Annotated in this window: 20 protein-coding genes; 7 read left to right on the top strand and 13 right to left on the bottom strand. The window is 41.1% G+C overall.

All coding sequences use genetic code 11. The features are described from left to right. Nucleotides 1-7: 7 nt before the first annotated feature. The 10 genes from A4G13_RS09240 to A4G13_RS09195 all read right to left on the bottom strand — a co-directional run bounded on the left by A4G13_RS09240 (nucleotide 8) and on the right by A4G13_RS09195 (nucleotide 10,673). A complete protein-coding gene (locus A4G13_RS09240) occupies nucleotides 8-763 on the bottom strand; it encodes a DeoR/GlpR family DNA-binding transcription regulator (RefSeq protein WP_090655388.1) in 756 nt (251 codons plus the stop codon). 54 nt (nucleotides 764-817) lie between these two features. After that, nucleotides 818-1,894, bottom strand: a complete 1,077-nt coding sequence (locus A4G13_RS09235) for an ATP-binding protein (protein WP_090655384.1) — start codon at nucleotides 1,892-1,894, stop codon at nucleotides 818-820. 291 nt (nucleotides 1,895-2,185) lie between these two features. Next, nucleotides 2,186-3,148 (bottom strand): calcium/sodium antiporter, encoded by a 963-nt coding sequence (locus A4G13_RS09230; RefSeq protein ID WP_090655381.1) that lies wholly within the window; start codon nucleotides 3,146-3,148, stop codon nucleotides 2,186-2,188. A 105-nt stretch (nucleotides 3,149-3,253) separates the two neighbouring features. Further along, nucleotides 3,254-3,718 (bottom strand): NanQ anomerase/TabA/YiaL family protein, encoded by a 465-nt coding sequence (locus tag A4G13_RS09225; RefSeq protein ID WP_090655378.1) that lies wholly within the window; start codon nucleotides 3,716-3,718, stop codon nucleotides 3,254-3,256. A gap of 49 nt (nucleotides 3,719-3,767) precedes the next feature. Further along, the gene (locus tag A4G13_RS09220; protein WP_090655375.1) at nucleotides 3,768-4,955 is read right to left on the bottom strand and encodes a sialidase family protein; all 1,188 of its coding nucleotides are present in this window, start codon (nucleotides 4,953-4,955) and stop codon (nucleotides 3,768-3,770) included. Nucleotides 4,956-4,968: 13 nt separating this feature from the next. Further along, nucleotides 4,969-6,252, bottom strand: a complete 1,284-nt coding sequence (locus tag A4G13_RS09215; protein WP_090655372.1) for an SLC13 family permease — start codon at nucleotides 6,250-6,252, stop codon at nucleotides 4,969-4,971. Between the two features lie 92 nt (nucleotides 6,253-6,344). Beyond that, a complete protein-coding gene (locus A4G13_RS09210; RefSeq protein WP_090655369.1) occupies nucleotides 6,345-7,502 on the bottom strand; it encodes an iron-containing alcohol dehydrogenase in 1,158 nt (385 codons plus the stop codon). A gap of 16 nt (nucleotides 7,503-7,518) precedes the next feature. Further along, nucleotides 7,519-8,397, bottom strand: coding sequence for a 4-hydroxy-tetrahydrodipicolinate synthase (gene dapA / locus A4G13_RS09205; protein ID WP_090655366.1), 879 nt, complete (start codon nucleotides 8,395-8,397; stop codon nucleotides 7,519-7,521). An 18-nt stretch (nucleotides 8,398-8,415) separates the two neighbouring features. Then, on the bottom strand, nucleotides 8,416-9,417 hold the full coding sequence (gene pdxA, locus A4G13_RS09200; protein WP_090655362.1) for a 4-hydroxythreonine-4-phosphate dehydrogenase PdxA: 1,002 nt from the start codon (nucleotides 9,415-9,417) through the stop codon (nucleotides 8,416-8,418). A gap of 14 nt (nucleotides 9,418-9,431) precedes the next feature. Beyond that, nucleotides 9,432-10,673, bottom strand: coding sequence for a four-carbon acid sugar kinase family protein (locus tag A4G13_RS09195; RefSeq protein WP_243739733.1), 1,242 nt, complete (start codon nucleotides 10,671-10,673; stop codon nucleotides 9,432-9,434). Nucleotides 10,674-10,937: 264 nt separating this feature from the next. Here A4G13_RS09195 and cpdB point away from each other — a divergent pair, with 264 nt between their 5' ends. The 7 genes from cpdB to araA all read left to right on the top strand — a co-directional run bounded on the left by cpdB (nucleotide 10,938) and on the right by araA (nucleotide 20,870). Then, the gene (gene cpdB, locus A4G13_RS09190; protein ID WP_090655356.1) at nucleotides 10,938-12,908 is read left to right on the top strand and encodes a 2',3'-cyclic-nucleotide 2'-phosphodiesterase; all 1,971 of its coding nucleotides are present in this window, start codon (nucleotides 10,938-10,940) and stop codon (nucleotides 12,906-12,908) included. A gap of 233 nt (nucleotides 12,909-13,141) precedes the next feature. Next, nucleotides 13,142-14,155 carry an arabinose ABC transporter substrate-binding protein gene (locus A4G13_RS09185; protein ID WP_011199247.1) on the top strand — a complete coding sequence of 338 codons (1,014 nt, stop codon included), beginning with the start codon at nucleotides 13,142-13,144 and terminating at the stop codon, nucleotides 14,153-14,155. Nucleotides 14,156-14,212: 57 nt separating this feature from the next. Beyond that, complete coding sequence (gene araG, locus A4G13_RS09180; RefSeq protein ID WP_090655353.1) at nucleotides 14,213-15,721, top strand: L-arabinose ABC transporter ATP-binding protein AraG; 1,509 nt, start codon at nucleotides 14,213-14,215, stop codon at nucleotides 15,719-15,721. 2 nt (nucleotides 15,722-15,723) lie between these two features. After that, a complete protein-coding gene (gene araH / locus A4G13_RS09175) occupies nucleotides 15,724-16,692 on the top strand; it encodes an L-arabinose ABC transporter permease AraH (RefSeq protein WP_041639429.1) in 969 nt (322 codons plus the stop codon). An 11-nt stretch (nucleotides 16,693-16,703) separates the two neighbouring features. After that, nucleotides 16,704-17,561 (top strand): arabinose operon transcriptional regulator AraC, encoded by an 858-nt coding sequence (araC, locus tag A4G13_RS09170; RefSeq protein WP_090655350.1) that lies wholly within the window; start codon nucleotides 16,704-16,706, stop codon nucleotides 17,559-17,561. A 196-nt stretch (nucleotides 17,562-17,757) separates the two neighbouring features. Continuing rightward, on the top strand, nucleotides 17,758-19,362 hold the full coding sequence (locus tag A4G13_RS09165) for a xylulokinase (protein ID WP_090655347.1): 1,605 nt from the start codon (nucleotides 17,758-17,760) through the stop codon (nucleotides 19,360-19,362). A 20-nt stretch (nucleotides 19,363-19,382) separates the two neighbouring features. Beyond that, nucleotides 19,383-20,870, top strand: a complete 1,488-nt coding sequence (gene araA / locus A4G13_RS09160; protein ID WP_090655344.1) for an L-arabinose isomerase — start codon at nucleotides 19,383-19,385, stop codon at nucleotides 20,868-20,870. A 134-nt stretch (nucleotides 20,871-21,004) separates the two neighbouring features. Here the strand turns inward: araA and tkt are convergent, their stop codons facing one another. The 3 genes from tkt to A4G13_RS09145 form a co-directional block, all read right to left on the bottom strand. Further along, nucleotides 21,005-23,002 (bottom strand): transketolase, encoded by a 1,998-nt coding sequence (gene tkt, locus A4G13_RS09155; protein WP_090655342.1) that lies wholly within the window; start codon nucleotides 23,000-23,002, stop codon nucleotides 21,005-21,007. A gap of 187 nt (nucleotides 23,003-23,189) precedes the next feature. Next, on the bottom strand, nucleotides 23,190-23,867 hold the full coding sequence (locus tag A4G13_RS09150; RefSeq protein WP_011199240.1) for a 3-keto-L-gulonate-6-phosphate decarboxylase UlaD: 678 nt from the start codon (nucleotides 23,865-23,867) through the stop codon (nucleotides 23,190-23,192). A gap of 36 nt (nucleotides 23,868-23,903) precedes the next feature. Then, nucleotides 23,904-24,695, bottom strand: a complete 792-nt coding sequence (locus A4G13_RS09145; RefSeq protein ID WP_041639427.1) for an IclR family transcriptional regulator — start codon at nucleotides 24,693-24,695, stop codon at nucleotides 23,904-23,906. Between the last annotated feature and the right edge of the window lie 57 nt (nucleotides 24,696-24,752).

The following is a 24,752-nucleotide window of genomic DNA, read 5'->3' as shown; positions in this document are numbered from 1 at the left end:
TTAATAACTAGGCAAACGCCACCGAGAGATCCAGCTCATTAAGCGCTTTTTGAGCGCTTTGCGGTAAATTATGATCAGTAATAATATCGGTAAGTCGATTTAGCTCAATCACCTTAAACAAAGAGCATTTACCATATTTACTGCTATCCGCCACTAGCACCTTTCTGCGCGAATTTTGTAACAAACATTTCTTCAGGTTCGCTTTATCTTCCGTCGGTGCCGTAATTCCCCGTTCGATAGACCAGGAATTACAACTCACAAAAGCAAAATCCGGGTTAATGTTCTGCAACAAATCCAATCCGTGTTGCCCAATGCAGGATTGACTGCTTTTATCAATTGCGCCGCCGGTCATTACAATATCAATTTGTTTATATTCCGAAAGCAGCAAGGCGATATGTAAATCACTTGTAATCACTCTTAAAGGAATATTGACTAATTTTTTGGCAATACATAATGTCGTGGTCCCCGCATCCAATAATACGGAATCCCCCGGTGAGATTAGCGATACCACATAATCGGCGATATTCTCTTTTTCCGTCACATGCTGATATTGCTTTTCATTAGTTGTGGGTTGGTATGGGATAAATTGGTTTAGCGCCACACCTCCGTGAGTACGAATAATCGAACCTTTTTCATCCAATTTGATGAGATCACGTCGAATAGTTGCAGGCGATGAATTCGTTACTTTCACTAACTGCTCAACCGTCGCCATATTGTGGCTTTTTAGATAGAGCATAATGGTTTCTTGACGATCTTTTGTCATTTTTCAATCCTTTGCATTAACTTAGTTGAAGTTATAAAGCACAAATTTCAAATATCAGTTCACATTTTCACGTAACCACGTTTTAAAATAAACATTATTAATTTTTAGCGTGCCGCCAACATTTCTGGTTAAAAGTTCCGCTCGTTCTAATTTCCGCACTTTACCCTGAATAGTGCTTGTGCTTATATTCTCAAGTCCTAATTTATCAGCAAAGAATTGGCGGGTTCCCTTGCTATAAATAGCAGTTTCACCGTTTAACACAGCGAGTAAAATAAGGCGTTCAAGTTCACTTAATTGAAGCCACGCCTGCCGATTTTCTGAATTTTCATCTACCTGTGTCAATCTATATTCTGCTGCAACTTCAAGTGATAACGTCGGATTTAAAATCATATCTTGAATTACGGCGCGTAAATATAACGGCGAAAAATGAAAACGCTCGAAATAATGATACAGTAAGTCCGTATCCAGTATTTTATTTGTTCGTTGTTGGTAGATGCCGGCAAGAAACTCAATAAAATCTTTCCCTAAATTAGGAAAATCCAATGGGTGAGCAAAGTGAAAAAATGCTGCTTTATTGTCATTAAACATCGCTCGTAATCCATTGGTACTACTCCCTGTAAAAATGACCTTCACTTGATTTTGATTAATATCAAGACCTGTACGCAAAGATTTGACCATTTGCTCAGTCCCTTTAATTCTCGCCAGTTCCTGAACTTCATCTAGCAACATTAAAACAGGCTTATCACTTTTTTGAGCTAATTCATTGATAAGCTGAGAAATACTTAGAAACGGGTGACTTTGTTCATCTTGTAAACCAATCCCCACTCCCATTACATCAATTCGATTAACCCTTTTTAAGGTTTTACCTCCGCTACTGCTAACATCATTTAAAAAAGCCTGTAATGCGACTGTAAAAGAGGTTTGCACATCACCCATTTGATCAAAAAAGCTAAAGTAAAACACATTAAAGCCATTTTTCTCTGCTTGTGGTTTTACATCATTTAATAAAAACTGTGTTTTACCCATTCGACGTGGAGCAAAAAGCGTCAGTGCGTGTGTAATACCGCCTTTTAAATTATAAATTAGCTTATCTGCCAATTCGGTACGATGAAAGTAAATTGGATCTTTCATAGCTTGCCTTATACAATTTTATACACTTTAAATATAATTATACTTTTAGAATATAAAAAAGTATAATCCGAGAGATTTCATTTATCAAGATTGTATTTCATAAAAAAGCCAACAAGAATGTTGGCCTTTATAATTTCTTTAAGAAGATATCCAGTTTAACAAAAAACATTACCAAAATTATTTAATTTAGTTATGATTTCAAATTCTTTATATTTCCTTTTATTTATGTACATCCTAATACGCTAAGAACAATAACATATTCTAACCACACCTTGTATTGTTTAATAAAATTTAAATTGCCGTTTTAAATAGATAGAAATTGTAGCCAATATACACCAACAAGAAAATAAATCCTTTAAAACGATTAATTTCCCCTTTCTTGCCCAAACCGAAAATCAACAATAATACCGTTAATACCGACATCACGAGCATATCGCGAGTGAACACTTCCTGTCCTACATGCATTGGTGAAATTGCTCCCGCAATGCCCACTACGGCGAGCGTATTAAATAGGTTTGAGCCGATAATATTGCCCACCGCCAAATCCACTCCATTTTTGCGTACGGCTGCAATAGACGATGCAAGTTCGGGCAGTGATGTACCAATTGCCACAATAGTTAAACCAATAACTAAATCACTCACACCAAAGTAATGTGCAATTTCCACCGCTCCCCAAACAAGTAGTTGAGAACTCCCCATTAACAAGACTAAACCAATCACAACCCATATTAATGCTTTACCAAGCGACATATATTCCTGTTCTTGTAATTCTTCTTTTACGTCCGCAGCAAAACTATCATCTTTATTGTGCAAACCGTTCCAAATTGTCCAGCCCATATAAACGAAAAATACGCCGAGTAAAATCCACGCATCTAAACGCGACACATCACCATCCATAATCAAAAAGGCAGAAAGCGCAGTCACAAGAATCAACATTGGCAATTCTTGTTTTAACACTTGTGAATTTACCGCTAACGGTAACACTAATGCGGTTAAACCTAAAATTAATGCAATGTTTGTGATATTCGACCCATAGGCGTTACCCAGCGCAATGCCGGGATTACCGTTTAATGCCGAAAATGCCGATACGATCATTTCTGGTGCCGATGTGCCAAAACCAATAATCACGATACCTATTAATAACTGTGGCATACCAAAATGGCGTGCTGTTGCTGCCGCACCATCTACAAAACGATCTGCCGACCAAATTAAAAGCAATAAACCGCCAATAATGGCAAAACTAGGTAATAACATAAAAACTCCTATAAAATATTTAAAGCCAATATATTGAATTATTGGTACTTTTATTTATTTCATTGAATTTAATAAAAAACGCCAGCACTTACTGACGTTTGAATATCATATAATTTCTTTCGGCACTTTAAAGACAGCTTTTCGCACTGTAGCGGGCTCTTTTACCATACAAAGTGCTTGATGCGGTTCACCGGGATAAAAAATGGCAAAATCACCGGAGCATAACAAAATACTATTAGTCAGAACAGGCTTATCTAAGATATATAAATCGGGTTTCTTTTCGACCGCACTTTGTCCAATTGCATTGGTTAAGCTGTAATTGATAATCTCCTCACCTTTCAAAATTAATTGAATATCCAAGTAATTCTCATGAAATTCCGTGTGGCGAGTTTCTGCAGGTGATGTTTGTGAATCCCCAATATTGCAAAACCATTTTGCCCCTTCGGGTTGATATTTACCATCAGGTAGCGCTTGCAATTTTTCTAAGGTGAATTCAGGATGTGACAAGATGTCATAGAGTGATTTCGGCAAAGTCGCTAAATCTAAAATTTTCATATTTCCGGCAATCATAATATTCTCCTATAAAAGAATGCCATTCTCCCGAACGGCATTTTTATGATTAAACATTTTTAACCCAAGATTCATCAACACATACATATTTAATCGCCATACGATAGAACGTATAGGCAATATGTAATTTACCGTCTAAACCTTGTTTAATACTTGGATAAGAAAGCTCGCGGTTAAGCTGTTCTCTTGAGTTATTTGACATACAGTAACCGTCACCTTCGTCCAAATTACGAATGTAAGGCCAAGTTACACCGTTATCGGTTGAAATTGCCAACGACATTGGCGCGCGCGGTGCTCCCCAGAAAGCATTACGTTGCCCTTCGACCAATTCAGCCTCTTTTTTATTTTCTTTACTTTCATCTTCAATTTCATCGTAAAGTGAAAGACGGCGTTCTTTTGCATCTTTTGCGCTAGAGTTGTTAAAAACTAAAGCAATATCGCCGTTATCGAGAACGTCAGCTTGAATAGATGCATTATTGTTCGGCAATGGTAATGTTTTAGGTTCTGACCATGTTTCGCCATTATCATAAGAGCGACTATCATAAATATAATCCGCCCAACGACTGCGATAAAGAGCATATAAACTGCCGTCTTTGAGTTTTAACACATTCATATGAACACAACCTGTACTGTTTGGAACATCAACGGAACGCCATGTTTTGCCTTTATCACTTGAAATCATGACCGCACTTGTGTCATAGCTTCCAACCCATTTTTCACCTGGGCGAGCAATGCAATAGAATACGGGAAGTAGCCAGTTACCGTTATCTAACACAACGATCGGTTGACGAATAAATATACCTTTATTCGGATCCTCAAGTAATACTTCAATTGGCCCCCAAGTTTCACCAAAGTCAGCTGATTTACGATAACGAACTATTGCGGTGTCTTGGTTACCTGAGATTTGTGCTGTATATAAAATCCATAAGACATTGTCAGGATCTAAGAAAAATACCGGGTTTTGTTCCGAGCGGGTTGGGTCATCGGAAAGTTTTACGGCGGGCGTCCAAGTATCAGAATCTTTTTTTAAACGGGAAAAATAGGCTGAAATATCAGAAACCCCTTCTTGTGTACCGCCAAACCACGTGCAGAGTAAATCGCCGTTTGGTAGCTGAAATAAGTTTGCAGCATGGTTTTGTACACATTCTGTTGGCAAATATGCATCTTTTCGATCGGCATCATTCGGATTGACAACAACCTTACCCGATAAATCTAATTTAACAATTTCTTCAGTCATTTTATTTCTCCTATTAAACCGGAAATAGAATCAGCGCACCTGCCGTAAGGGCGAGTAAACGGATAAAGTATTGCGGAATGGTGAATTTCCAAAATTCAATCATTGTATACTTACCTGTCCCCATAATCAGTGCCGGCATACCGTCCACAGGGAGGAAATGACCGCACCATCCAGAAATAACAATTGCCGACGCCGCAGCAGTCGGATTGAATCCGAGTTGCAGGCAAGTTGCAATAGCTAATGGTGCAAATACATATACAGTACCAAGTGTTGAACCAGTTAATGTTGCTAATAAACTTGTTAAAATACAGAAGGTGAAAATTAATAAGAATGGGTTAATATCAGAACCAAGCATATCAGCTACAGATTTACCAACCATTTCCGTGAGTCCTGTACTTCCTAGTGCATCGGCAACCCCAATAACACCGGCCGACATAAGAATGATAGGTGCGCTAATAGCATTTCTTATTTCGCTAAAGTCCAGTACACCGACTAAAAAGATTGGCAGAACCGCAAGGCCTGTCAGTGCATAGCCCGCATCACCGACATAACTTTGTGCAACCATACCGATAACTGCGAATGCAAAGGAAAAGTAGGTCACAAATTCTTGTTTTTTGGTAAGCTGCGTTTTATGTTCTTCCGCTAAATTATCACTATATTCGCCAGTAGAAGTGGAAATCGGATGTTCCGGCAAAATTTTATAGGCTAATAACGACCATGCCAGGAAAGCAAGTGAAAGAATTAAATTAACGATTGAAAATTGGACTAAGTTAACATTGGTTGCAGCACCTGCCGCTCCCAATACAGCAACTGTAACGCCATATTGTAAAGCGGTATTAAACGGTGCAAGCGGGTGGTTGGCCGCAAAACCGGCCGGCATCAATACTTTAGATGGAGCAAGGGCTTTGTTTTCCGGTAGCGCAGACAAAAGTCCGATAACCAACACATAATAAGCTGTTGAGCCCATGCCAAATAGGCTTGTCCCCAGCATAACAACTACAATCAGAAGGGTATAAGCCTTAAAGCCGCCTTTTTTCGCCATATTAAATATAGTCGTTTTAAACGTAGTGATGAAACTTGTCTTTTGTAAGGCTGCAATGATAGCCATAAATGCCGCAAGCATCATAATGGTTGAGTTTGCAAAACCACCGAACGCCATTTTTATATCAGCTACTCCTGTTACCACCAGTAAAAGACAGGCAATAAGCGGCGGAACCCCGAAAGGCAGTTTGTCTCTCATGATTAAGAGAATCATTAAAACCGTAATTGCTAAGGCAATGATCATTTGCATTGTCATAAATAACCTCCATCATGATGCTTAAATTAATAGCAAAATAATGCATTCATTGTTAACCGTAATTATCTTCAATAAACAACAGTTTGATTAGATTAGATAATTTTCTTATAGATTTCGATAATATCCGTTTTCGTCATGGTTTTCGGATTATTATCAAGTAAGCGTTTTACCGTCAAAGCCGCATCAGCAAGCTCACTTAAGGTTTCTTCTGTAATACCGACGGCTTTCAAATCACATTTAATATTTAAATCGCGAATTAATGCATAAAACTCTTCAATCAATTTTTCTGCTGCTTGACGTTGTGTACAACCTTGTACATCTAAGCCCATTGCTTTTGCAAGATTAGCAAATTTCTCTTCGCAAGCATCAAGATTAAACTTCATTACATCAGGTAATAGAATTGCATTTGAGAGTCCGTGTGGAATGTGGTATTTACCACCTAACGGATAAGATAATGCATGAATCGCCACAGTGCTGGATGTAGCAATTGATGCACCACCAAAATAAGAACCAAGCAACATATCTTCACGAGCTCGCAGATTTTTACCATCTTGATAAGCCGTACGAATACTGCGACCAATCAATTCAACCGCTTTTAATGCAAAAGTGTCACTAAACGGACTTGCTTTTTTAGAGATATAGCATTCCACAGCATGACAAAGTGCATCAATACCTGTGTTTGCAGTAATGTGTGGAGGTAAGCCAACCGTCATCGTTGGATCTAAAATAACGCAGTTAGGTAACATTTTCTCATCAACGATACCCACTTTTAATTCACGCTCAGGAATTAATACAATCGAGTTTGGTGTTGCTTCTGAACCTGTACCAGATGTAGTTGGAACCATTAATGTTGGAATACCACGATTTTTGAACTTCGCTTTACCATCAGCAACATCTTGCAATTCGACATCATTATTAAGCAAAATAGCCACTAATTTTGCCGTATCCATCGCACTACCACCACCAATACCAATAACCATTTGGGCATTAGTATCTTTAGCATGCTGATAAATTTGATTTACTTGTGCTAACGGCGGTTCCGGTGGAGTATCACTAATTATTTGAACATTAATTCCTGCTTTTTCAAGTATTGCTTTAGGCTCGTTAATTAAACCGACAGAAAAAACCCCCGGGTCTGTAATAATGACAACATTTTCAGCATTATGACCTTTTACTACATCGGCAATTTGTTGAATACTACCTGCACCACCGATAATTTTATTTGTATGAGATAAAGAATAAACTGACATAAACGACTTCCCATTATTAATCGTAAAATTTGAATACATCTTGTAAAGCTTGATCAATTACTGCATTAGCGCAATTTGAAGGTTCGCGTGCAGGTCCCACATTATGACCACGTAAAAGTGCGGCACGTTTTACTACGGAATTTGGATTACCCATTTGCATCACATTACGGAATGCACGGATTTTTTTCTGCGCTTCGTTTGCTTTTTCAAAGTCACCTTGTTTCCAATATTCATATATGGAAACCATTAACTCAGGGAACACATTTGAACAACCGCTGATAGCGCCTGTACCGCCGGCAAGCAATGTCCACAGGATTAACGAATCACTACCAGCCATCACATTAATATCAGATACAGTATTTTCAATATATTTCAATGTATTATCAAAATTACCACTACTGTCTTTGATACCGATAATATTGTTGTTTTCTTCAGCCAGTTTTTTCACTGTTTTATAATCAATATTATTGCCTGAGCGTGCAGGAATGTTATACATCAAAATCGGTACATTCACATTTTTAGCCACAGAACTAAAATGACGATATAAATCATCCTGGCTGACAGAAACGAAATATGGTGAAATAACAGAAAGGACATCAACACCCAAATCTACGACTTTCTTAGAAAACTCAATGGTTTCTTTAGTTGTAACACAACCGGTGCCTGCATAAACCGGTACTCGACCATTTACCGCTTTAATCGCCGTTTTAATAATTTCTAATTTTTCAGTTTGATCAAATGCATAAAATTCACCATTTGTCCCTAATGGGAAAATACCATGAATACCTGCATTAATAAGATAATCAATAAACTCGCTATAAGCTTCAGGATTGAATTTTTCATTTTCATCCAATGCAGTAAGAACCGGAGCTATAACACCTTGAGGTTTAAACATAATAATCTCCTAATTAACTTATTGATTTGAATATTTAATATTTGCCATTTTGGCACCAAGGTATAAAGCTTCAGTCATACTACGACTATCGGCAATACCTTGACCTGCAATCTGGAATGCGGTACCGTGGTCAACCGAAGTTCGGATAAAAGGCAAACCTGTAGTGACATTTACACCGCTATCAAAACCGATGAGTTTTAATGGGATATGACCTTGATCGTGATACATCACAACCACCATATCAAACTCATCTAAATTTGCTGCGCGATGGAATACCGTATCCGGAGGAATTGGACCGATAACATTAATACCTTTGGCTTGCGCTTCTTTTACGGCAGGTAGAATTTCTTCTTCGTCTTCCGTACCGAATAAACCATGTTCTCCCGCATGCGCATTAAACCCCGCCACCGCAATACGAGGCTCTTTAAAACCAAGCATTTTGGTATATTCTTGAGCGAGTTCAATCACAGTTAATACGCGTTCTTTTTTAATTAAATCGCAGGCTTGGCGCATTGAAACATGTGTAGTGACATGAATAACATTCAATTTTTCACTTGTTAGCATCATCGAAAAATCTTCCGTATTACTCAGTTTCGCCAAAATTTCAGTATGTCCCGGAAACATTTTACCGCCTGCATGAAGCGCTTCTTTGTTTAAAGGTGCGGTCACAATTGCGTGAATTTTTCCTTTTAATGTGAGATCTACTGCCCGCTCAATAAATTCATAAGCCGCTTTCCCCGCACGAGCATCTACTTTTGCAAAGGGAAGATCAGCAGGTAAATTATCTAAGTCGATTACATCAATATAGCCAAACTCGCTTTGGTAATGATCGACATCATCTACTTTACGCAGTTTGAGATTGGATTTAACAATAGGTAACGTCCGTTGCATAATTTTAAAATCACCCACAACAACAGGATGAGCCAAGTCATAAATCCGTTTGTCTTCTAATGCTTTAATAATCACCTCAGGGCCAATACCGGCCGCATCGCCCATCGTAATACCTAAAATAGGTTTCATACTACTCCTCTCCTTTAACTAAGATTTTTAATAACTTCAATTGTATTCTTCAACACTGCATCGGATCCAAAACCACCCGCTTTAGTAATCACAGGAATCCGGCTTAACGGGGAATTCAGGAAATAACCAAAAGGAACGCCATTCTCAACTTCACCGGCAATATGATAAGAATCCGCATTAAGGGCTTTTGCCACAGCTATTGCTATATCGCCTCCCGTCAAAAAAATAGCGGAAAGTTGATAAAAATTTTTAATTAGTATTTCCTTAGTCAATGCAGATAATTTCATACAAATATGATCACCCAGTTCAGTTCTTGTAAGAGCTAATTTCTCACTTAAATCATCTACGTTGTTACGGGCTTCAATAGAACTATCGGTTTTTATAATTACATTTTTACCCAGTTCAAATTGCGCTAGTGCCTGCTTAATAACGGAATCATTATATTGATTGGAAGAAAGCAGTAATTCCGTATCTAGATCAATGACAAAATTTGTTTCATCATGACGAATATAATTCACTTGTTGCGTCGTTTTTTCACTCATAGACGCAACAACAAATAACATTGGTAAAATTGCTTTCCGCATAGTCATACAACCCGCTAAGCCGGAAGAACCGATTAACAATACGGACTCATCTAAACTATTGGATAAATTTATAATGCGTACTAAGTCCTGATTTGTCGTCGCATCAAATGAAAAAATAACTTTCTGATTATGAGCAATCGCTTGTTTGATTTTCGCATTCACAACCATTGGTCGGCATAACTCATCATGCATAACTTCAATCACCGGAATATTCGTTTGAGAAGTAATAATCGCCTTAACACTGGATGAAATAATGGGCGTTTTCGGATCTGTTGCAAACTCAGTCTCAAGCAAAGGCACATCATTCACATAACAAATTCCATTTTTGATAATGCGTCCCGCATCCGGTAGTGCCGAACAAATAAAAGCAATTAATGTATTTGTCACATCCATACAGGCTTCTATTTCAGCACCGATATTACCCCTTAAAGTAGAATCAATCTTTTTATAAACCGACATTCCCTCATATAGAGACAAAACCCTAGTAACGCGTTCTTTAGCCTCTTGTATAGAAACCGCCCGACTATCGGTGTTGAATACCAAAACGTCCGATTTTCCCGAGTAACCTTTTGATATATCAAGCAATATATCTACTTTAATGTTATTTTTTACGAACTGAATACCAGTATCATTAGCCCCGGTAAAGTCATCTGCCAAAATTAACTTTTGCATATCTAACCTACTCAACTAAAAGTTAGGTAAAGTATAATTAATGTACTTTTTTAAAACTGTGATATAAATCACATTATGATTAATTAAAATCATTTTAGATTAATTAAAATCATATTAAGAGATAAGTTTTTATAAAACCGGGCAGGTTATTTTTATAAATGTAGGATAGATCAAATAACCGTTCTGTGATTTGTTTTACAATGCGCCGTTAGGAAAATACCCTCACCTTAATTTTTATTTATTCAATTAATACCGGAGTAAAAAATGGAAAGACGTAGATTTATTCAACTTGGTGCAAGTGCAATGCTTGTGTTGGGAACCAGTCGATATGTTTGGGCACTAGGGGATAACAAAGCCCAACTACGCATTATTGCAACCACGGACGTGCATAGTTTTTTAACAGACTTCGATTATTATAAAGATGCACCCACAGAAAAATTCGGATTCACACGTGCCGCCTCCTTGATAGAACAAGCTCGCAAGGAAGTCAGCAATTCGATATTGGTAGATAACGGCGATTTAATTCAAGGCAATCCTATTGCTGATTATCAGGCGGCGATCGGGGCAAAACAAGGTAAACCTCATCCGGCAATTCAGGTTTACAATGCCATGAAATACGATATGGGTACCTTAGGAAATCATGAGTTTAATTATGGTTTGGATTATCTCAATGAAGTGATTAAACAAGCGGATTATCCGATTATCAACGCCAATGTGGTGAAAATAGGTACCAATGAGCCGATGTTCCGGCCTTATGTTATTCAGGAAAAAGATATCCTGGACCAAGCCAGCAACAAACAAAAAATAAAAATCGCCTATATCGGTTTCACGCCGCCGCAAGTTACGGTTTGGGATAAAGCGAATCTTGCCGGCAAAGCGGAAAGCCGCGACATTATAAAAACCGCACAAAAATACGTACCGATGTTGAAGGGAAAAGGCGCGGATATTGTTATCGCTCTCGCCCATACAGGACCTTCCGATGAACCCTACCATGAAGGCATGGAAAATGCCGCCTTCCATTTAGCCGATGTAAAAGGGATTGATGCGGTGATTTTCGGGCATTCGCACCGCTTATTCCCGAATAAAGAATTTGAGAAATCGGCTAATACGGATATTGCCAAAGGCACGGTGAAAAACGTGCCTGAAAGTATGGCGGGTTACTGGGCGAATAATATCAGTGTTATTGATTTAGCCTTGGTGGAAAAAAATGGTAAATGGATGGTGGTAGACGGTTCTGCCGCGCTTCGCCCGATTTATGATGTGACCGCCAAAAAAGCTACCGTAGAAAATCATGAAAAAATTACCGCACTTTTACAGCCGGTGCATGAAGCGACACGTAAATTTGTAGCGCAACCTATCGGTCAAGCCAACGATAATATGTACAGCTACCTTGCCTTAGTACAAGATGATCCGACAATTCAAATCGTTAATCAGGCACAAAAAGCTTATACCGAAAACGTGGTGAAAAACCTACCTGAATTAGCCGGTTTACCGGTTTTAAGTGCGGGTGCGCCATTTAAGGCGGGCGGGCGCAAAAATGATCCTACCGGTTTCACCGAGGTGGATAAAGGGCGGTTAACCTTCCGTAACGCCTCCGATTTATATCTTTATCCGAATACGCTGGTGGTGGTGAAAGTTAGCGGTGCGGAATTGAAAGAATGGCTGGAATGCAGTGCCGGAATGTTCAAGCAAATTGATATAAACAGCGACAAACCGCAATTTTTATTGGACTGGGAAGGTTTCCGCACTTATAACTACGATGTTATCGACGGCGTAAGTTACCAGTTCGATATTACTCAACCCGCCCGTTACGACGGCGAATGTAAACTCATCAATAAAAATGCTAATCGGGTGGTAAATCTCACCTTTAACGGCAAACCTGTTGATCCGAAAGCGGAATTTTTAATCGCCACTAACAATTATCGCGCCTACGGCAACAAATTCCCCGGTACCGGAGATGCCCATATTGTCTTCGCCTCACCTGATGAAAACCGCCAGATTTTAGCCAATTATATTTCGGCGGAAAGCAAATCTAAAGGCGAGGTCACACCGACCGCCGATAAAAATTGGCGTATTGCTCCGATTCAAAGTAAGGTGAAATTAGATATCCGTTTTGAAACCTCACCTACGGAAAAAGCCGCTGCATTTATCAAACAAAATGCGCAATATCCAATGCAATTGGTCGGTAAAGATGAAATCGGTTTTGCCGTTTATCAAATTGATTTAAGTAAATAAACATCTCTTATGAGAAAATCCCTAGCCTGAACACTAGGGATTTTTTTGCCTGTTTTAAACTAGGGGAAATTAGCTGAATATATGGATTATTAGGTCATGAATCTGTAATGTGATCTAGATCGATGTTTTTAGTTGACAAACTATCTAATATCTGAATGCTACCTAGAAGGCGTGACTATCAATGTGTCTATTTCATTGATAAATATGAAAATAATATATAGAAGGACAGAACTATGAAATTAAGCAAAAGAACATTTCTTAAATCTCTAGTTGCAGTATCTATTCTGGCGGTAACCGGATTGAATTCTAATCCTGTATATTCCAGCTCGGCCGAACCTATTAAATTGGGCTTTTTGGTCAAACAGCCTGAAGAGCCTTGGTTCCAAACGGAATGGGCGTTTGCCGACAAAGCCGCGCAGGCGTTAGGTAACGTTCAAATAATCAAAATAGCCATTCCCGATGGTGAAAAAACCTTAAATGCTATTGATAATTTAGCTGCTAACGGGGCGAAAGGTTTTGTTATTTGTACTCCGGACCCGAAATTAGGTCCTGCCATTATGGCGAAAGCCCGTGCTTATGACTTAAAGGTTATCGCGGTGGATGACCAGTTCTTAAATGCCGCCGGCGAACCGATGACCAATGTGCCGTTAATTATGATGGCGGCAAGTGAAATCGGCCAACGCCAGGGCGAAGAACTTTACAAAGAAATGCAAAACCGGAAATGGGATGTGAAAGATACCGCGGTTTTAGCCATTACCGCCGATGAACTGGATACCGCCCGTCGCCGTACCGAAGGTTCTATTGAGGCATTAATCAAAGCGGGTTTCCCAAAAGAAAAAATTTATAAATCACCGACTAAAAGTAACGACATCCCGGGCGCTCTTGACGCAGCCAACTCTATGTTAGTGCAACATCCGGAAGTGAAAAACTGGCTTATCGTGGGTATGAACGATAATACCGTATTAGGCGGTGTACGCGCAACCGAAGGACAAGGCTTTAAACCGGAAAATGTCGTGGCTATCGGTATCAATGGTGTGGATGCGGTTAATGAACTTTCAAAACCAAGAGCCACCGGATTCTTAGGTTCATTATTACCAAGCCCGGATATTCACGGCTATCGCAGCGTAGAACTTCTTACCAAATGGATCAGAGAAGGCGTGGAACCAGAAAAATATATTGCCGTTCAGGACGTTGTGTTCTTAAAACGTGACAATTTTAAAGAAGAACTCTCCAAGAAAGGCCTTTAATATTTGAAATCAAGGTCTGTTTATTGCCCATAAACAGACCCTAATAAGGAGGACGAGATGCAAGTTCCATATTTAGAATTTGATAATGTGAGCAAAAGCTTTCCCGGCGTTAAAGCATTGCAAAATATTTCCTTTAAATGCTATGAGGGCAAAGTTCATGCGTTAATGGGTGAGAATGGTGCGGGCAAGTCCACCTTGTTAAAAATTTTAAGCGGCAACTATCTGCCTAGCGAGGGCAAATTAAGTATCGGCGGTCGCCAACTGGTTTTCCGTAATACTAAAGAAGCCTTATTAGCCGGCGTCGCCATTATTTACCAGGAATTAAATATTGTGCCGGAAATGACCGTTGCGGAGAATTTATGCTTAGGTCAGTTACCCCATTCTTTCGGCATTGTAGATAAAGCGGAATTAATTGAGAGAACACAACAATACCTGGATAAACTGGATCTCAATATTTCGCCGAATACCCCTTTAAAAGAATTATCTATCGGTCAATGGCAAATGATCGAGATTGCCAAAGCCTTAAGCCGGGGCGCAAAAATCATTGCATTTGACGAACCCACCAGCAGCCTTTCCGCTCCTGAAATTGAGAAATTATTCAGCGTAATTAACGAGTTACGGGATGAAGGCAAGGTGATTTTATATGTATCTCACCGAATGGAAGAAATTTTCCGTATCAGTGATGAAATTACCGTGCTGAAAGACGGGCAATTTGTGGAGACTTTCTCAGATCTTTCAAAAATCACCAATGACGACTTAGTACGCAGCATGGTCGGACGCAATTTGGGTGATATTTACCATTATCGTCCCCGTGAAGTGGGTGATGTCCGTTTGAAAATTGCACATTTATCCGGTGAAAAACTGCAAGGTGATTTTAGTTTAACGGTTCGGGCCGGTGAGGTTTTAGGCTTATTCGGCCTGGTCGGCGCAGGGCGTTCGGAATTATTAAAAGTGATTTTCGGTGCGGATCCTTGTGTGTTGGGAACCATTGAATTAGACGGTAAAACCTTGTCTATCCGCAGCCCTAAAGACGCTATTGAACAAGGTATCGTCCTTTGTCCGGAAGACCGTAAAAAAGAAGGCATTGTCCCCACTGCCAGCGTAGGGGAAAATATTAATATCAGCGCCCGCAGATTACATAATTTTTTTAAATTTATTATCAATGATAAATGGGAAAAGAAAAACGCTGAAAAGCAACGCCAGCAAATGAATGTGAAAACCCCGTCTATCGAGCAATTAATTGTCAATCTTTCCGGCGGTAATCAACAAAAAGCGATTTTAGGCCGTTGGCTTTCCGAAGATATTAAAGTGTTATTGCTGGACGAACCGACCCGGGGTATCGACGTGGGGGCGAAGTCCGAAATTTACGATTTAATTTTTAAGCTGGCCGACCAAAAATTAGCCATTATTGTGGTTTCCAGTGATTTACCCGAAGTTATCGGCGTATCCGATAGAATTATGGTAATGCGCGCCCATCAAATTACCGGTGTGGTAGAACGCGCGGATGCAACGGAAGAAAAAGTATTAAAACTTGCTATGGTAGAAAGCCTTAATGTAGGAGATTGATTATGACTTCAACAACTCAAGAAAAAAGTGCGGGTTCATTCAGCAAAATCTGGAACGCTTATGGCATGCTGTTAATTTTTGCAGTCATTTTTGTCTGCTCTTGTGTATTTATCCCTAATTTTGCCACTGTGGTGAATATGAAAGGGCTGGGTTTGGCCATTTCTATGAGCGGGATTGTTGCCTGCGGTATGTTATTCTGCTTAGCCGCCGGCGAAATTGATCTTTCCGTCGCTTCCGTTATTGCTTGCGCGGGGGTTGTTACGGCGGTGGTCATTAATATGACGCAAAGCGTGACAATCGGTATTCTTGCCGGTCTCGGCCTGGGTATTGCCGTAGGGTTAATTAACGGTTTCGTAATTGCGAAATTAAAAATCAACTCATTAATCACCACCCTCGCCACCATGCAGATTGCCCGCGGTTTCGGTTATATTATTTCTGACGGTAAAGCGGTGGGTATTACCAAAGAAGAATTCTTCGAATTAGGTTATCAGGATATTTTCGGCGTGCCGTTACCGATTATTTTTACCGTTATCTGTATGGTCGTCTTCGGTTTCTTACTCAGCAAAACCACTTACGGACGCAATACCCTGGCTATCGGCGGTAATCAGGAAGCTTCCCGTTTAGCCGGTATCAATGTGGACAGAACAAAATTAATTATTTTTGTGGTATCGGGTTTTGTTTCCGCACTTGCCGGCGTGATTCTGGCCGCCCGTATGACCAGCGGTCAACCGATGACTTCCGTGGGTTTTGAACTGGTGGCCATTTCGGCCTGTGTATTGGGCGGCGTTTCATTGAACGGCGGGGTGGCAAAAATTTCATTTATTATCGCCGGGGTGTTAATTCTCGGTACCATCGAAAATGCCATGAACCTACTGAATATTTCACCTTTTGCCCAATATGTGGTGCGCGGTTTAATCTTGCTGATTGCGGTAATTTTTGATAAATATAAACAGAAATTTATCAAATCTTAAGGTCAGAGGAAATGAAATATCAGCGTGAGGTTCAACAGGAAACCAATCCCTTATTGCCCGGTTATCAGTTCGGCTCGTATTTAGTGGCGGGCTGTACCCCCATCGAAAAAGGTAATGAAGTGGATTTTGCCATTCGTCGCCCCAACGGCATGAAAGGCTATATCATTAATCTCACCACCAAAGGCGAAGGCACGGTATTCGAAGGCGACCGTGCCTTTACTTGTTGTAAAGGAGATTTATTGCTTTTTCCGCCCAATGCCGAACATTTGTATTATCGTTCGCAATCCGCCGAATCCTGGCATCACCAATGGATCTATTTCAGACCCCGCTCCTTTTGGGCAAATTGGCTGCAGTGGAGCCACATATCGGATCATGTGGGCCGTCTTACCATTACTGATCCGACAACTTATGAGGAAATTCTGGCATTATTTAAAAAAATAGAACGGGAATACAACGCTAAAGATATCTTCTCCGAGGCTATGTCCATGTGTTTATTGGAACAGCTGCTCATAAAATGTATCAAATTAGATCCCGTCAACAGCCAAAGAATGCTGGATCCCCGTATTCTGGAAACCTGCCATTTTATTTCCGCCAATCTGCATATTAACCACAAAATTACTGAAATCGCCGAGCATATCCATATGTCCCCTTCCCGCCTTACTCATCTTTTCGCGCAGCAAACGGGTTCCAGTATTATCAAATGGCGGGAAGAACAACGTATGATTAAGGCTCAGCATTTACTCCATACGTCGGGCGCACCCATTTATGCCATTGCAAGACAATTAGGCTACGACGACCAACTCTATTTTTCCCGCCTGTTTAAACGTTATTCCGGCCTAAGCCCGTCTGATTACCGCAATTCCCGTTAAATTCCGGCGGCAAAAGTGCGGTCGGAATTTCCCGGTTTTTTAAAAAAGTGATCCGGCTCGCATCTTATTTTTAGCAGCCGTATTCTCCATATATATAGCGTATTCCGCTCTAACTTTTTCCCTTCGGAAGTCCTACCCTATGGCATATTGATTAATAGAAGTTTTGTAACCACAAACAAGGTCAGGAGTAATGAATATGCAAGATGCAAAAAATCTGATTGCTTCAGGCGGGGCGTCCGTTGGAATCGAATTCGGCTCCACGCGGATTAAAGCCGTATTAATTAGTACGGACGGAACTATTTTAGCCAGCGGCGGCTTTACCTGGGAGAATCATTTCATTGACGGAATCTGGACGTATCCGCAAAGCGAAATCTGGCAAGGATTGCAACAAGCCTACCGGGATCTGGCAAATCAGGTGCAAGAACAATACGGCATTACGCTCACCCGCGCCAAAGCTATCGGCATCAGCGGCATGATGCACGGTTATATTCCTTTTGATAAACAGGGTAACCAGCTGGTTGCGTTCAGAACCTGGCGCAATAATATTACGGCAAAATCTTCGCAAAAACTGACCGCACTTTTTAACTACAATATTCCTCAACGCTGGAGTATTTCTCATTTATATCAAGCGATTCTGAACCAAGAAGAACATGTCGGCGAAATTGATTATTTAACCACACTGGCGGGTTATGTGCACTGGCAATTAACCGGCGAAAAAGTGCTCGGCGTGGGCGAAGCCTCCGGTATGTTCCCTATTGATCCGCAAACCGGTAGTTATTATCAAATTATGCTTAATCAGTTTGACGGCTTAATTGCGGCGCAATCCTATCCCTGGAAAATCGCCAACATTCTGCCGCAGGTATTAACGGCTGGACAACCCGCCGGTCACTTAACGGAACAGGGGGCAAAATTGCTCGATCCGACCGGCCGATTACAGGCGGGAATCCCGTTTTGTCCGCCGGAAGGCGATGCGGGAACCGGCATGGTAGCCACCAACAGTATTAAAACGAATACCGGAAATATTTCCGCCGGTACCTCGGCTTTTGCCATGATTGTATTGGAAAAAGAACTGTCCAAAGTCTATGAACAATTGGATATGGTCACCACCCCGACAGGTAAGCTTGTAGCCATGGCGCATGCCAATAACTGCAGTTCGGATATTAACGCCTGGATCCGCCTTTTCGGTGAAACCTTAAAAGCCTTTGGCGCGGAAGTCGAAACGGATAAATTATACGAAACCCTTTTCCGTAAAGCCTTGGAAGGGGATGCTGACTGCGGCGGTTTATTGGCTTACGGTTTTTATTCCGGCGAACACAGCGTAGGCTTAGCCGAAGGTTGCCCGACCTTCATGCATCCGGCCAATTCCCGTTTTACCCTGGCTAATTTTATCCGCACCCATTTATACAGTGCATTCGGCGCCATGAAATTAGGGGTCGATATTCTTATTCAACAGGAAAAAGTCAATATCGCGCAAATTCTCGGTCACGGCGGTATTTTTAAAACCCCAAATGTCGCTTCGAAGATTCTTGCCTCGGCGATTAATGTCCCCATAGCTGTGATGAAAACCGCGAACGAAGGCGGTGCCTGGGGGATTGCGCTACTGGCAAATTATTTAACCGCTTATCAGGCGGGACAATCCTTAGAGGATTATCTCGACAATCATATTTTTGCCCAAGCCGAAATATCCGTTTCGCAACCGGATGAAGAAATGGCAAAAGGCTATGCAGAATTTATTCAATATTATCAACAAGGTATTCCCGTTGTACGAGCGGCGGTCGATACCTTCCGTCATTCTATTTAAAACGAATCAGGAGAAATATTATGGAATTTCTTAAAAAACTTGAAGTTTGGTTTGTGGTCGGTAGCCAAGATTTATACGGCGATGAAGCGCTTAAACAAGTGAATGCCAATGCGGAACAAATCACCCGTTATTTAAATGACCAAAATCCTTTTATCCAAATCAAGTTAAAACCGCTTGCCACCACACCGGAAGATATTCTGTCTCTCTGTCAGGCGGCGAATTATGAAGAAAACTGTGTGGGCGTGATTGCCTGGATGCACACCTTCTCCCCGGCAAAAATGTGGATTGGCGGCTTAACCCGTTTAAATAAACCCTTATTACAATTCCATACTCAATTAAATAAAAACATTCCTTGGAATGAAATTGATATGGATTATATGAATTTACATCAAACCGCCCACGGTGACCGTGAATTCGGCTTTATGGTATCCCGTTTGCGTAAACCGCGTACCATTGTGGTCGGACATTGGCAAAGCGAGTCCGTCAAACAAAAACTCGACCGCTGGATGCGTGTGCTGGCGGCCATTTATGACCAACAACACCTGAAAGTGGCGCGTTTCGGCGATAATATGCGTGAAGTGGCGGTAACCGAAGGGGATAAAGTGGAAGCGCAAATCAAATTCGGTTACAGCGTGAACGGTTACGGTCTGTACCAATTGGTGAACAGCATAAATACGGTCAATGACGAAGATATTACGGCGCTGGTTAAAGAATATGAAGCCAGTTATCAACTGGCGGACAGCTTAAAGGACGGCGGCGAAAAACGTCAATCTCTGATTGATTCCGCCCGCATTGAATTAGGTTTAAAAGCATTCTTAGACAAAGGCGGATTTAAAGCCTTTACCGATACTTTCCAAAATTTAGCCGGCATAAAACAGTTACCGGGTCTGCCTGTACAGCGTTTAATGGCTCAAGGCTATGGTTTTGGTGCCGAAGGCGACTGGAAAACAGCGGCATTAGTGCGCGCAATTAAAGTAATGAGCTACGGTTTACCTAACGGATGTTCGTTTATGGAAGATTATACCTATAACTTAGACGATAATAATGAAATTGTGCTTGGCGCTCATATGTTGGAAGTTTGTCCGTCTATCGCAAATAATAAACCGATTTTAGATATTAAACCGCTCGGTATCGGTGGAAAAGAAGATCCTGCGCGATTAATTTTTACATCTAAATCGGGCAAGGCAATAGCATCGACAATTGTTGATTTAGGCAACCGCTTTCGTATGATTACCGCAGATATGCAAGCGGTGGACAAGCCTCAGGATATGCCAAATTTACCTGTCGGTCACGCATTCTGGAAACTGGAACCTAATTTTGATATTGGTACTCAAGCCTGGATTTTATCCGGCGGGGCTCATCATAACGTATTCAGTTTAGATATTGACGCAGATATGTTAAGAACCTTTGCGGAATATTTCGACATTGAATTTATCCATATTAACGTCAAAACGGAACTACCGAATCTGAAAAATGAATTACGTTGGAATGAGGCGGCTTATAAATAATATAAGCACTATCTTCTACTAAAAACGCCATAAATAGATAAACCCGACTTAGAGTCGGGTTTATTTTTATAGGCAGCAACAAAAGTGCGGTCAAAAATTCAAAAATTTCGAAAAAACGACCGCACTTTTAGCAATTAAAGAATCTCTTTTGCTTTTGCCACTACATTTTCAACGGTAAAACCGAAGAGTTTAAATAATTGATCTGCCGGAGCGGATTCACCGAAGCGATTCATGCCTACGATGCGGCCTTCTAAACCCACGTATTTATACCAGAAATCGGCAATTTGCGCTTCAATGGCAACACGTTTGGTTACTGAACTTGGTAACACGGATTCGCGATAGGCTTCGTCCTGTTTGTCGAACACGTTGGTGCTCGGCATAGAAACCACGCGAACTGCTTTACCTTCCGCAGTTAACGCTTCCGCCGCTTTTACCGCTAATTCCACTTCCGAACCGGTAGCAATTAAAATAAGCTCAGGCGTGCCGGCGCAATCCTTTAAGATATAACCGCCGCGCGCTACGTTTGCTAATTGTTCGGAAGTACGGTCTTGTTGCGCCAGGTTTTGGCGGGTGAAGATTAATGCGCTCGGACCGTCTTTACGTTCAACCGCGGCTTTCCATGCAATGGCGGATTCCACTTGATCCGCCGGACGCCAGGTTTCCAGGTTAGGAATTAAACGTAATGAAGCGGTTTGTTCTACCGGTTGGTGAGTCGGACCGTCTTCGCCCAAACCGATGGAGTCATGAGTGTAGACGAATAATGAGCGTTGTTTCATTAATGCCGCCATGCGAACCGCATTGTGGGCGTATTCGTAGAACATTAAGAAGGTAGCGCCGTAAGGAATGAAACCGCCGTGCAAGGCGATACCGTTCATAATAGCGGACATACCGAATTCACGCACGCCGTAGTTGATGTAGTTACCGTCTACGTTTTGTTTAGCACGAATCGGTTTTGAACCTGACCACAGGGTTAAGTTTGAGCTTGCCAGGTCGGCGGAACCACCCAAGAATTCAGGTAAAATACGGGCGTAAGCTTCAATAGCGTTTTGTGAGGCTTTACGGCTGGCAATTGAAGCCGGATTTGCCTGTAATTTTTCAATGAATGCCTGAGATTCTGCCGCCCAGTTTGCCGGCAATTCACCGTTTACTCGGCGTTTAAATTCTTTCGCTAATTCAGGATAGGCTTTTTCATAAGCGGCGAATTTTTCATTCCATACCGCTTCTGCGCTTTGACCTGCCGATTTTGCATCCCATGCGGCGTAAATATCCGCCGGAATTTCAAAAGGTGCGTATTCCCAATTTAACGCTTTACGAGTTAAAGCGATTTCTTCATCGCCTAATGGCGCGCCGTGACAATCATGAGAGGCAGATTTGTTCGGCGAACCGTAACCGATAATGGTTTTGCAGATAATGATAGACGGTTTTTCCGTTTCCGCCCGGGCTAATTTCACCGCCGCAGCAATTTGTTCCGGATTATGACCGTCGATATTATCAATTACTTGCCAGCCGTAAGCTTCGAAACGGCCTTTGGTGTTGTCGCTGAACCAACCGTCAACATGACCGTCGATGGAAATGTTGTTGTCATCATAGAACGCGATTAATTTACCTAAACCTAAGGTTCCCGCTAATGAACAGGCTTCATGGGAAATCCCTTCCATTAAACAGCCGTCACCTAAAAATACGTAAGTGTGATGGTCAACAATATCGTGACCTTCACGGTTAAATTGCGCCGCCAAGGTTTTTTCCGCAATCGCCATACCTACGGCATTGGTGATACCTTGACCAAGCGGACCTGTGGTGGTTTCTACGCCCGGTGCGTAGCCGTATTCGGGGTGACCCGGCGTTTTAGAATGAAGTTGACGGAAGTTTTTTAAATCTTCGATAGAAAGGTCGTAGCCCGTCAAATGTAAAAGGCTGTAAATCAACATGGAACCGTGACCGTTTGAAAGCACAAAGCGGTCACGATCCGCCCATTTAGGATTGGTCGGATTGTGCTTCATAAAACCGCGCCATAAAACCTCTGCAATATCCGCCATGCCCATAGGTGCGCCGGGGTGACCGGATTTTGCTTTTTGCACCGCATCCATACTTAAGAAACGGATCGCATTGGCTAGTTTTTTATGATCTGTCATTTTTTTCTCCTAATCATAATTTGAAATAGATTGATATATCTGTTTTTTATTTTACTCTATTTTTTTATAAAAAAGGTCTATTGATTCCATTACTCTTCAAGACCATTATAACTTATGTGATCAATATCACATTTTATTAAATGTTCGCATTACCACGTAGTGCAAATCCATTTGACAGCTCAGGACATTAATTCCAATACTCATTAATTTTATCTCGGATGGCGGCTGCGGTCTGCCGACCTTTTTCCCCAACCAAGGCACGACCGGCGATAAAAGCTTTCGCATTTTTAATCTCTTTAAATAAATGAATATCTTCAGGCACAATACCGCCCGTAATGGAAATCTCCATGCCTAAGGCGGAAAGCCGCTTCATTAATTCTAAATCTTCTTCCGTCCAGCCTTTACCCGCTAATTCGGCATCTCTTGAACGGTGATAAATCACCTGTTTTATGCCCGATTCCAACCAGCTTTCGGCATCCTCTAACGTCCAGTTGCCATATAATTCTATTTGGATTTCTTTTTTGACGTTTAAATCCGGATTGGCCGCATTAAAATCATCCGCCACTTTTTTACAACCAGCTTTGGTTGCCGGGTGAGCTGCGGCGGAAACAGTCAGCCAGTCGGCACCGGCTTCGAATGCCATTTTAGCCAACACGGTTCCCGCATCGGTGGTTTTTAGATCGCACACTAAAATATGCTGCGGATGTAATGCGCGTAATACGGACACCGCTTTCATCCCTTCGGCACAAGCTAAAATCGTACCGCACTCTATGATATCTACTGAAGATTCGGCCTGCTTTGCATCGGCAACCGCTTTTTCTAAAGTGGTTGAGTCTAATGCGATTTGTAACAACGGTTTTGACATAATATCTCCTTTTGAGAAAATTGATTAAATCGGGAATTAATTTTGAACGGACTCAGGTAACCAACCTAATTCAAGGGATATTGCTTCCGCCGTGAGCTTTATTTTTTCAAGCAAATGTTCGATACCGTATTGATTCAGCTTAGATGTGGAAATGGAAACGGACATTGCATACTCTACCTTGTTCTGAAAATTAAAAATGGGGCAGGCAATACAAGAAATACCGATTTCGTTTTCTTCTTTATCTACGGCAAAGCCCTGCTTTTTGATTTCGTCTAATTCTTTTTCCATGACCGGCAATTCAGTAATCGTATTGCAGGTTAAGGTTTGAATATTATCGTTGTTTGTCTGCCAGTATTCCTTTAAATAGGCAGGTCTATCATAAGCTAAATAGAGTTTCCCCATGGCGGAACAATACAATTGCAGATGTTGACCGATATAGGCCCGGGTTCTCATCATGCCGGTGGTGGGTTCAAGCTTATAGATCATAATTGCGTGATCGTTTTCTCTCATTGAGAAATTGATGGTTTCGCCTAAGTCCAGATTTAAGTTTTCTAAATGGGGAGAGATAATATTGATGATATTTAATGAGGAGAATATTTTGTGACCGATAGATAAGCATTTGCTGGTTAATCTATAACTGCCGACGGTTATTGCCGGTTGAACGAACCCTTCTTGTTGTAATCCCTGTAACAATCTATGTACCGTACTTTTATTTAATTCGGAAATATTCGCCAATTGCACTAAAGGACAGCCATTAGGAAACCGGCTTAATATTTCGATTAAACGTAATCCTCGAATAAGACTTTGGTTACCGCTATTTTTTTCCATTTCCTTGAGTCTTCTTACTATAAAAAACAACTGAGATAAGTTTATATCATAAAAATG

This window comes from Basfia succiniciproducens (genome assembly GCF_011455875.1).
GTDB classification, from domain to species: Bacteria; Pseudomonadota; Gammaproteobacteria; order Enterobacterales; family Pasteurellaceae; genus Basfia; species Basfia succiniciproducens.
This window is presented reverse-complemented; position numbering and strand designations above follow the sequence as displayed.

Coding starts and splice junctions, on each gene's coding strand:
- A4G13_RS09240 (WP_090655388.1), bottom strand. CDS start 763: ATGACAAAAGATCGTCAAGAAACCATTATGCTCTATCTAAAAAGCCAC.
- A4G13_RS09235 (WP_090655384.1), bottom strand. CDS start 1,894: ATGAAAGATCCAATTTACTTTCATCGTACCGAATTGGCAGATAAGCTA.
- A4G13_RS09230 (WP_090655381.1), bottom strand. CDS start 3,148: ATGTTATTACCTAGTTTTGCCATTATTGGCGGTTTATTGCTTTTAATT.
- A4G13_RS09225 (WP_090655378.1), bottom strand. CDS start 3,718: ATGATTGCCGGAAATATGAAAATTTTAGATTTAGCGACTTTGCCGAAA.
- A4G13_RS09220 (WP_090655375.1), bottom strand. CDS start 4,955: ATGACTGAAGAAATTGTTAAATTAGATTTATCGGGTAAGGTTGTTGTC.
- A4G13_RS09215 (WP_090655372.1), bottom strand. CDS start 6,252: ATGACAATGCAAATGATCATTGCCTTAGCAATTACGGTTTTAATGATT.
- A4G13_RS09210 (WP_090655369.1), bottom strand. CDS start 7,502: ATGTCAGTTTATTCTTTATCTCATACAAATAAAATTATCGGTGGTGCA.
- dapA (WP_090655366.1), bottom strand. CDS start 8,397: ATGTTTAAACCTCAAGGTGTTATAGCTCCGGTTCTTACTGCATTGGAT.
- pdxA (WP_090655362.1), bottom strand. CDS start 9,417: ATGAAACCTATTTTAGGTATTACGATGGGCGATGCGGCCGGTATTGGC.
- A4G13_RS09195 (WP_243739733.1), bottom strand. CDS start 10,673: ATGCAAAAGTTAATTTTGGCAGATGACTTTACCGGGGCTAATGATACT.
- cpdB (WP_090655356.1), top strand. CDS start 10,938: ATGGAAAGACGTAGATTTATTCAACTTGGTGCAAGTGCAATGCTTGTG.
- A4G13_RS09185 (WP_011199247.1), top strand. CDS start 13,142: ATGAAATTAAGCAAAAGAACATTTCTTAAATCTCTAGTTGCAGTATCT.
- araG (WP_090655353.1), top strand. CDS start 14,213: ATGCAAGTTCCATATTTAGAATTTGATAATGTGAGCAAAAGCTTTCCC.
- araH (WP_041639429.1), top strand. CDS start 15,724: ATGACTTCAACAACTCAAGAAAAAAGTGCGGGTTCATTCAGCAAAATC.
- araC (WP_090655350.1), top strand. CDS start 16,704: ATGAAATATCAGCGTGAGGTTCAACAGGAAACCAATCCCTTATTGCCC.
- A4G13_RS09165 (WP_090655347.1), top strand. CDS start 17,758: ATGCAAGATGCAAAAAATCTGATTGCTTCAGGCGGGGCGTCCGTTGGA.
- araA (WP_090655344.1), top strand. CDS start 19,383: ATGGAATTTCTTAAAAAACTTGAAGTTTGGTTTGTGGTCGGTAGCCAA.
- tkt (WP_090655342.1), bottom strand. CDS start 23,002: ATGACAGATCATAAAAAACTAGCCAATGCGATCCGTTTCTTAAGTATG.
- A4G13_RS09150 (WP_011199240.1), bottom strand. CDS start 23,867: ATGTCAAAACCGTTGTTACAAATCGCATTAGACTCAACCACTTTAGAA.
- A4G13_RS09145 (WP_041639427.1), bottom strand. CDS start 24,695: ATGGAAAAAAATAGCGGTAACCAAAGTCTTATTCGAGGATTACGTTTA.